We start from the raw sequence: 1,712 nt of genomic DNA, 5'->3' as shown, positions 1-1,712 counted from the left end.
TGGCGGAAGCCGGGAGATCGGCCTGATCGCTCAGGACGTCCAAGCCGTCGCACCTGAGGCCGTCGTCGAGGCCGAGGGCCTGCTGCGGCTGGCATATGGCAACCTCGTCGGGCTTCTCGTCGAGGCCATCAAAGACCTCTCGGCAGAGGTCGAGCAGCTGAAAGGCAAAGACCGATGATCGAGACAGGATTGCACGTCATATACAACACGACAGCGCGGCTGCATTACGCGGTGGATGTTCAGGATACTTACGCCGGCATCTCTGTTTTTGAGCCATGCCAGGAGGGACAAGTCGCGCCGGACTATATTGGCGAGATTGCTTGGCAAGACTTAAAGGAGGCACTCGAGGAGCCGCAGGACAGCTTTAACAAAGCTGGCTTTGTCGATCTCGCAGGCAATGGTGTCTTTGTACCCGACCTGCCTGGGTGCCCCCATGGTGCGGTCTACAAAGGCCGCTCCTACATCTTCCTCGACGGCATGGTCGGGCACGATGAGCTGACCGACTACGCCCTGATAGATATCATGACCGACAACAACGGCTTCCCTTTGCCGTGGCGCAACCGCTTTGCGCAATCTGCGCGCGAGAAGGTGGACTATTCCTTCCGGCACCGGGCCCGGACACAGGCGTCAAACGCCCTTGTGATCTTTATGCCGATCGCCGGGCCATTGTCCGGGGCGCGCGTTGAGTTGCTCTGCGATCAAGACCCGATCCTGCTGAACGGGACGACCGTGGCAAGCCGCATCGATGATGCGACGATCCCCAATGATGGGGTCTGGTTTAAGCAGTTCTACTTCCACGCGGTGGGAACGGAGGTCGTGAGTGTGCCCGCCGGCGGCCGAGCAGATGTGCCCATTACGTTAAAGTGGAACGGGGATGGGGCGCCCTGCCCCCATGCGCTGACGCTGAAGCTCGACAGCGACGCCGGTTATCTGCCCAAACGGCGATTGACGACTGACGCGCAGGGGCAAGGAAGCTTTGCGATTGAGGCTCTGGGCCTCCGCCCCGGCGACCGGATCTCGGTCAAGGTGAACACCGAACATTACACCGCCATCGGCAAGATCATTGTGGAGGTCGTGTGATGGAGATCGCCACCACCACCGAGATGCAGATGATCTACCCGGCCTTTGTGATGCACAAGCATTGGGGCATGCCCGAGGGCTTCAACGACCGGCTCTATGGGCTGGCGGCCGAGGATGCCGTGGCCAACCGCATTCAAGACGCCGGTGACGGGCGCAATGTGGGGGATCAAACCAACCACCTCGGCCATCTGCGCCACAACTTCCTGATGGACCGGCAAGACCCAGCAATTGCTGCCCTGGCCCAGATGGTGGCAGCGGGCGTACGGGAATACTTGCAGCTGGCTTATGGCTATAATCACACCGGCGACATCGCCATGATGTCGGACACCTTCTGGCAGCGGCGCGACCAGCGCGAAAACGTGGGGATCAACACCCACACGCATATCCAGACCGACATCGTCTGCACCTATTATCCCCGGGTGACGCTGGACGCGGACTGCCCAGACACGTCCCTGCATCGAGGCGCCGTTCGGTTCTACGATCCGGCAAACGTCGGAAAGCGTCTGTGGCCCTGTCACAACCCCGACGCTTACGTTGGCGGCTGGTATGCGGTCGAGCCCCACACGGGCTCCATGATCGTCTTCGAGGGCCACGTGCCCCACGACAGCACGTATTTCGAGGGTGAGGAGCGG

At 61.0% G+C, this 1,712-nt stretch carries 2 protein-coding genes; both read left to right on the top strand.

The window, feature by feature from the left end:
* Window positions 1–174 precede the first annotated feature (174 nt).
* Window positions 175–1,080: a hypothetical protein gene (locus tag PM04_RS17155; RefSeq protein ID WP_038009126.1), complete on the top strand. Its 906-nt coding sequence runs from the start codon at window positions 175–177 to the stop codon at window positions 1,078–1,080.
* Window positions 1,077–1,712 (top strand): hypothetical protein (locus PM04_RS17150; RefSeq protein ID WP_152600876.1); only part of this gene is annotated, 636 nt, incomplete at its 3' end. The genes PM04_RS17155 and PM04_RS17150, both read left to right, overlap by 4 nt.

Source organism: Thalassobacter sp. 16PALIMAR09 (assembly GCF_000765485.1).
GTDB classification, from domain to species: Bacteria; Pseudomonadota; Alphaproteobacteria; order Rhodobacterales; family Rhodobacteraceae; genus Thalassobacter; species Thalassobacter stenotrophicus.
Note: the sequence above shows the minus strand (reverse complement) of the source record. Positions and strands in the feature narration are given on the sequence as shown.

Coding starts and splice junctions, on each gene's coding strand:
- PM04_RS17155 (WP_038009126.1), top strand. CDS start 175: ATGATCGAGACAGGATTGCACGTCATATACAACACGACAGCGCGGCTG.